General features: G+C 36.4%; 14 protein-coding genes. All 14 read left to right on the top strand.

The genetic code is table 11. The features are described 5' to 3' along the window. Positions 1 to 374: 374 nt before the first annotated feature. Positions 375 to 605, top strand: coding sequence for a DUF1902 domain-containing protein (locus tag VXK47_RS00230; protein WP_435546762.1), 231 nt, complete (start codon positions 375 to 377; stop codon positions 603 to 605). 82 nt (positions 606 to 687) lie between these two features. Beyond that, positions 688 to 900 (top strand): hypothetical protein, encoded by a 213-nt coding sequence (locus tag VXK47_RS00225; protein ID WP_435546761.1) that lies wholly within the window; start codon positions 688 to 690, stop codon positions 898 to 900. A 9-nt stretch (positions 901 to 909) separates the two neighbouring features. Continuing rightward, entirely contained in the window at positions 910 to 1362 is a 453-nt protein-coding gene (locus VXK47_RS00220; RefSeq protein WP_435546760.1) for a putative toxin-antitoxin system toxin component, PIN family, read from the top strand. A gap of 710 nt (positions 1363 to 2072) precedes the next feature. Beyond that, the gene (locus tag VXK47_RS00215; RefSeq protein ID WP_435546759.1) at positions 2073 to 2375 is read left to right on the top strand and encodes a nucleotidyltransferase family protein; all 303 of its coding nucleotides are present in this window, start codon (positions 2073 to 2075) and stop codon (positions 2373 to 2375) included. Next, a complete protein-coding gene (locus VXK47_RS00210) occupies positions 2368 to 2727 on the top strand; it encodes a HepT-like ribonuclease domain-containing protein (RefSeq protein ID WP_435546758.1) in 360 nt (119 codons plus the stop codon). Before VXK47_RS00215 ends, VXK47_RS00210 begins: the two co-directional genes overlap by 8 nt. 76 nt (positions 2728 to 2803) lie before the next feature. After that, positions 2804 to 2959, top strand: coding sequence for a hypothetical protein (locus VXK47_RS00205; RefSeq protein ID WP_435546757.1), 156 nt, complete (start codon positions 2804 to 2806; stop codon positions 2957 to 2959). A gap of 199 nt (positions 2960 to 3158) precedes the next feature. Then, entirely contained in the window at positions 3159 to 3377 is a 219-nt protein-coding gene (locus tag VXK47_RS00200; RefSeq protein WP_435546756.1) for a ribbon-helix-helix protein, CopG family, read from the top strand. Next, entirely contained in the window at positions 3374 to 3781 is a 408-nt protein-coding gene (locus VXK47_RS00195) for a PIN domain-containing protein (protein WP_435546755.1), read from the top strand. Before VXK47_RS00200 ends, VXK47_RS00195 begins: the two co-directional genes overlap by 4 nt. Before the next feature lie 241 nt (positions 3782 to 4022). Beyond that, the gene (locus VXK47_RS00190; RefSeq protein ID WP_435546754.1) at positions 4023 to 4217 is read left to right on the top strand and encodes a DUF6364 family protein; all 195 of its coding nucleotides are present in this window, start codon (positions 4023 to 4025) and stop codon (positions 4215 to 4217) included. 391 nt (positions 4218 to 4608) lie between these two features. Further along, positions 4609 to 4890 (top strand): DUF5647 family protein, encoded by a 282-nt coding sequence (locus tag VXK47_RS00185; protein ID WP_435546753.1) that lies wholly within the window; start codon positions 4609 to 4611, stop codon positions 4888 to 4890. A gap of 297 nt (positions 4891 to 5187) precedes the next feature. Then, on the top strand, positions 5188 to 5406 hold the full coding sequence (locus tag VXK47_RS00180) for a hypothetical protein (protein ID WP_435546752.1): 219 nt from the start codon (positions 5188 to 5190) through the stop codon (positions 5404 to 5406). A 246-nt stretch (positions 5407 to 5652) separates the two neighbouring features. Then, complete coding sequence (locus VXK47_RS00175) at positions 5653 to 5874, top strand: DUF433 domain-containing protein (protein ID WP_435546751.1); 222 nt, start codon at positions 5653 to 5655, stop codon at positions 5872 to 5874. Further along, on the top strand, positions 5867 to 6250 hold the full coding sequence (locus VXK47_RS00170) for a DUF5615 family PIN-like protein (RefSeq protein ID WP_435546750.1): 384 nt from the start codon (positions 5867 to 5869) through the stop codon (positions 6248 to 6250). Before VXK47_RS00175 ends, VXK47_RS00170 begins: the two co-directional genes overlap by 8 nt. A 150-nt stretch (positions 6251 to 6400) precedes the next feature. Continuing rightward, on the top strand, positions 6401 to 6607 hold a 207-nt coding region (locus VXK47_RS00165), incomplete at its 3' end, for a four helix bundle protein (protein ID WP_435546749.1).

Raw genomic sequence — 6607 nt, 5'->3', positions numbered from 1 at the left:
AGCTCGGACGCCAGCAGAAAATAAAAAAAAGTGAAAATATTTTTTGCCTGGTAAATTTGCCTGAAAAATTGGGTTGAAATAAAAAATTGTGGGTTGAAAATCGTCGAGATTTTAGCCTGATAGACTTATTAAATTACCTCTAAGAATTTCAAAATGGAGATCAAACAAAGATAGTTGCAAGCCCGAAGGGCACGATAGTTTTTCGTCTGTCAGGCCGGTAGATAAAAATATCTGCTGGTGTCTGCGGTTGTCTGCGGCTAATATGAAGTTAATTTATTAAATCTGCGAACGTCTGCGGTTGTCCGCGGCTAATATTCCTGAAAAAACTTTGTGACTCTGTGCTCTCTGCGAGAGATAAAAAATGAGGTGAAATTATGCTCCAAAAACCATTATTCCTTAGGGCTGAATGGGACGAAGAAGCCCGTGTATGGGTTGCAACAAGTGACGATGTTCCAGGCCTTGCTACAGAGGAAGATAATTTAGAGGCACTTATTGAGAAATTAAAAATATTGATTCCCGAGCTTCTTGATGCAAATGGTATACGAATAGGAGCTGGAATTCCCTTTAAATCATTACAAGAACATTTTGTCCGGCAAGAAGATTGACACTTACGATAAAATAGCAGATAATAGAGGCATATAACTAAGATTATCTCCAGGTAAATTAATCGATGATAAGGAAAATAATATGCCAAAATTGAAAGATATTGATATTAATTATGATCAGATAAAAGATTTGGTCTATCAATTGGCTTTTGAAAAAAAGATGGCTCTTATAAAGGAAATTGTTAAGGATAGATGCTATCAAGAAAATTATTATCGTTTTACAGAGTCATTGCTAAAAAAGTATAACATCCCTGATATGAATGAATCCGAACTGGATACCTATCTTCATGAGTAGTCTTTTCCCGTGGTTGATGGAAACACTTTGATCCCCAAGATTGTAATCGATACAAACATTTATATCTCAGCTATATTTTGGGGTGGAAAACCTCGTGAACTCGTTAATTTAGGACGAAGCGGTAAAATATCGATATTTACATCATTGGATATAGAGCAGGAGATAGTCAGAAAGCTAAAAACAAAATTCAAGCTTTCAGACGAAGAATCAGCCCAAATACTTCTCGATTTTTCAACATTTACAAATCCTGTTAAAATCTCTCGAAGAATAAGTGTGATTGATGATGACCCGGATGATAATAAATTCATTGAGTGCGCACTATCATCCAAGTCCGGATTTATTGTTTCCGGAGATAAACACCTTTTAAAACTGGGGTATTACAAAGAAATAAAAATAGTGAGGGCTGCAGAATTTCTCTCAATCATTTCAAAAGAATGGCTGAGTAAGAGCCAACATTTATAAAAATACGTTAACTGTTAACCATCAATTGTCTATAACAAGCAGGAAAAGCATTCAGCCGCCGACCGACGCAGACAAATACAAACTATATTAATACTAAAAATTTCTAAGTGGAGATCAAAAGCCTGGAGTTAAAACTTGTCCAAGGGCACGATAGTTTTTCGTCTGTCAGGCCGGTAGATAAAAATATCTGCTGGTGTCTGCGGTTGTCTGCGGCTAATATGAAGTTAATTTATTAAATCTGCGAACGTCTGCGGTTGTCCGCGGCTAAATATGAAGTTAAAGTTTTTCCCCTGCCCCACTAAATTCCAAAGGGTTATTAAACCGGCGTCACAAAGTTCTATAAAAGACTTTGTAACTCTGGAATCTCTGTGAGAGGTTAATTTAAAGTATTAAATATCAGCCGCCGACCGACGCAGACAAATACAAACTATATTAATATTAAAAATTTCTAAGTGGAGATCAAAAGCCTGGAGTTAGAACTTGTCCAAAGGCACGATAGTTTTTGTCTGTCAGGCCGGTAGATAAAAATATCTGCTGGTGTCCGCGGTTGTCCGCGGCTAATATGAAGTTAATTTATTAAATCTGCGAACGTCTGCGGTTGTCCGCGGCTAATATTCCTGAAAAAACTTTGTGACTCTGTGACTCTGTGAGAGATAAAAAAAAATATCTCGCAGAGCCCGCAAAGATTTTTCAGAATTTGGATACTATTAATGCAAAAAGAGCTTACTTATAAAGATATAATAGATAGTTTAAAAACTGAAAAGGATTTCCTATGTAGTAAATATGGAGTTATTGAGATCGGTTTATTCGGTTCGTATGTCTCTGGAACTCCAAACAAGGACAGTGATATTGATCTGTTAATAGAATTCAAAGAGCCAAGATTTGAATATATTGCCGGGCTTACAATTTATCTCGAAAAAAAATTTAATAAAAACATCGAAATTATAAGAAAAAGTAAAAACATAAAAAATCGTTTTATTCAGGCCATAGAAAATCAAGTTATTTATGTCTGATAATTTTACAATTGATAATTTTGAAAGCATTTATGAGGCAATACTACTGATCGAAGAAAGATTCTCTGAGGTTAGTCAAGCAGAAGATTTTGTTTTGTCCCCTCACGGTGTTATTATGCTCGATTCAATTGCCATGAGACTGCAAGTAATCGGGGAATTGGTCAAGAAAATAAAAAAATCAGATCCGGATATTTTTACTAACTTCCCAAATATTGAGTGGGGTATGATTATCAGGCTAAGAGATATTATATCTCATCATTATGCTGTTATTGACCATGAAATAATCTATGACATATGCAAAAATCATATACCTGCACTGAAAGCAGCAGTTTCAGAAATTCTTAAAAAATAACTCTGTGCTCTGCGTACTCTGTGAGAGATAAGTAAAAGGAAACTAATGGAATGGATACACACTAAAACGAGAAGCATTGACGGCGATTGAACAACTTCCGGAGACTGCCGACATAGATGCAATAATGTATAAACTCTATGTGATTGATAAAGTAAAAAAAGGAAGAGAAGCCGTTGAAAAAGGCGATACGATATCTGCGGAAGATCTCAAGGGGGAAATCGAGTCGTGGTAATCTGGGCCGCACCGGCAAAGTCTGATTTGAAGGCTATTCATGATTTTATAGCATCTGAAAAAGCCGAACAACAGTAATTTTATTAAATATTATCCGAAGTTATGCAAAGGGCTCTCTTCTTGTATAGTTAACTGTTTTCAACTATGTTTTTTTTGACAAAAAATGTCATTGTAGTGTATTGTAGTATAGGAGGTGGAAAATGAGGTATGTATTATCTTTGAGCCTAACGGAGCAGATGGCGAAGGAATTGAATAGTTACGCTAAGATTACGGGAAGAAACAAAAGTGATATTTTAAAAGAGTCATTAAGTAATTACTTATGGGAAATTAAATTCAAGGAAACGAGGAAACGACTTTCTGTAAAAGCAAAGAAAGCTGGATTCTTAACTGAAGATGATGTTTTCAAAGCTGTTTCGTGAAAGCGGTTTTTGATACTAACGTATTAATAGCTGCATTCCTCACTGACGGATTGTGTGCCAAACTCCTTCTAAGGGCACGCCACAATGAGTTTTCATTAATTCTGTGTCCTTTTATCTTGCAAGAATTTCAAAAGTTTCTTCAGAAAAAAATCAAAGCGTCAAGCAAGGAAATAGAAATGGCCATAAAGCTTCTTGAAGAAGCAGCATCCGAAATCAACCAATCCTCAATTTCTATTGATAGAACATGTCGCGATGTTGCTGATGATAATATTCTAAAGTGTGCTTTGGCATCAGAATCCGACTATCTGGTAACCGGTGACGATGATTTATTGACACTTCGGAAATATGGAAAAATAAAAATCATCAAACCACGCCAGTTTGAAGAACTATTCATGGATGATTAAAAACTGTGGATTTTTTTTATAAATGACAACTCCGGCAATTAGCAAATTAAATTATTATTCATGAACAAAGTGGTCAAGTTACATGTATTCAAAGCCATTTCTAAGTCCTGTTTCAGGGTTAACCCCCGGATTTTAAACTCTGGGCGCATCTATAGTGCTGATTATGCTGCGCATACGAGTTTTTCCCTTAAATACCGAGTTATCATTGGCGTCAGATGAAGTAATATCAGGAGGTTTTACATTGAAACAAAATATAACTATAAGTATTGACAAAGATCTGATCCAAACCGGTAAAGTGATTGCGGCACAGCGTGGGACGTCATTGACACAAATGTTGCGCCAGGAAGTGGAAAAGATCATACGTAACGCCAGACAATATGATACGGCAAAACGGAAGGCTATCGCCGCCATGAAAGCCGGCTTTTGTTCAGATTGATTCTGCTTTTTGAACCTTATTTTCTTATGAACTAAACAACTCATGAACTTATGAACTATTTTCCTTTATAATATCTGCTGGTGTCTGCGGTTGTCCGCGGCTAATATGAAGTTAATTTATTAAATCTGCGAACGTCTGCGGTTGTCCGCGGCTAATATGAAGTTCATTAAATCTATATCTGCCTGCGGCTAATTATGTCTGCGTCTGTCTGCGGCAAATATGAAGTTAGGACAAAATTTCTTAAAAAAACTCTGCGGCCTCTGCAAAAGATAACAACAATGTTATACAATCAACAAAGGGTTTAAGTTGCATAATCCTGAAAAAACTATAGAAAGTGATTTAAAAACCAATTGGCTTTTCTACAAACAAGCTTTTATGGAGGGATCAGGAAATGAATAACGAATACGAATTAATCGAAAAAAATATTGAACTAAGCGCTGAATTCAGTCGCTATTTATTTGAACACCCCGAGCTGAGCAGCAGGATACCACTGGATTCGGAATTAGTCCTTGTGCCGGAATTTGATATAGAATTAAGAGAGTTCAATTTATCATTGGGAAAGAAAATTGAATCTGAAGGAGGCAAGGTGACATATATTGTCATTAAGAATATTCATCCTAAAACTTATTCACGATTGACGGATGTGGAACTAAAAATGGCTACAACATGTTGATTCTGCTTTTTGAACCTTATTTTCTTATGAACTAAACAACTCATCAACTTATGAACTATTTTCCTTTATAATATCTGCTGGTGTCTGCGGTTGTCCGCGGCTAATATGAAGTTAATTTATTAAATCTGCGAACGTCTGCGGTTGTCTGCGGCTAATATGAAGTTAATTTATTAAATCTGCGAACGTCTGCGGTTGTCTGCGGCTAATATTCCTGAAAAAACTTTGTGACTCTGTGCTCTCTGTGAGAGATAAAAATAAATTAAAACATTCCATTACGAAATTACCATTAATTGCAAAATGGGCTCAGACTTAAACCAAATCAAAATAACACCGGGTAACAGTCTTGCCGCATTCATTGAAGATCAAAAATATCTGTTCTGGTGGATACCCGAAAATAAGCTGACAGAACTTAGCATTGATGCCATTATTGAGGCTGTTCTTAATCATGGTGATGAAAAGTCTGTCCGCTATCTTTTCGATATTCTTGGAGTAGAAAAGGTCGCCGAATCCTTATAAAATCAATGCTGTAAATGATTTTGAACAAATAATCAAAATTCCTGACTTACTAACTTTATCTGCAATGAAGGCATATGCTCTTGTCTGACCTTTTACTTTGTTTTTTTAAACTTATGAACTTACGAGCTTATCATCTTATGAGCTATATACCTCTATGCTCTCTGTGAGAGATAAAAATAGTTTTTAACTTATTAAACGCCAACCACTTTTAACCGTAAACTAAAAAAGCTGAAAAGAGGCCCTGAAATGAACGAATATATTGAAGTTAACCACTTAATATGTAATGGCAAACCCGTCATACGCGGCACCAGAATTATGGTTAGAAATATATTAGGTATGATTGCCGGCGGTTATACTATTGAAAAGATTGTAGATGCATACCCCGAATTAACCCCGGACATGATTCGTGGAGCCTTAGAATATGCTGCTGAAGTAATTGATGAAGAGCAGGTACTGGCACATGCCTGACACTCCTTCACAATTATGCTTTTTACTTGATCAAAATATACCGATAGCAATTTCCGCATGGATGAAGTCACAATACCCATATTGGACTATTCACCATGTGAATGATTTGGGCTTTCAGGGAAAACCTGACAGTTTTTTATATAAATGGGCACAGGAACATTGCGCAATAGTTATCACATATGACGAAGACTTTGCCGATGCACGCATGTACCCTTTGGGAAAACATCATGGGGTAATCCGTCTGCGGGTATGGCCTACCACAACTGAAAATACTCAAGAAGCGCTGAGACGTTTGCTAACTCAAGTGCACGAAACAAATATAATAAATAGCTTAATAATTATTGATAACAATAAAATCAGAATAAGAAAACTTTAATGATAATGAACTTGTCAACCATCAACCTATATTCTTCAACCATTAACTGTAAATCGTAAACTGTAAACCGTAAACCGCTTCTAACCGTCAACCGCTTTTATCCGTCAACCGTCAACCGTAAACCGCTTCTAACCGGAAACCGCTCTTACTATGCCTTCTTCTTTCGAAGATTTAGATGTCTGGGAAAAATCCTGCGAATTATCAATACGTCTCTACGAGTTGTTGAGAAACTGCCGTGATTACGGAATAAAAGATCAAATGCTCCGTTCATCCATATCTATCCCATCTAATATTGCAGAAGGAGCCGAAAGAAAAAGCACCCCGGATTTCAAGAGATTCATAAACATAGCTCTTGGT

Source organism: Desulfobacterium sp. N47 (assembly GCF_051233685.1).
Lineage (GTDB): Bacteria > Desulfobacterota > Desulfobacteria > Desulfobacterales > RPRI01 > RPRI01.
Note: the sequence above shows the minus strand (reverse complement) of the source record. Positions and strands in the feature narration are given on the sequence as shown.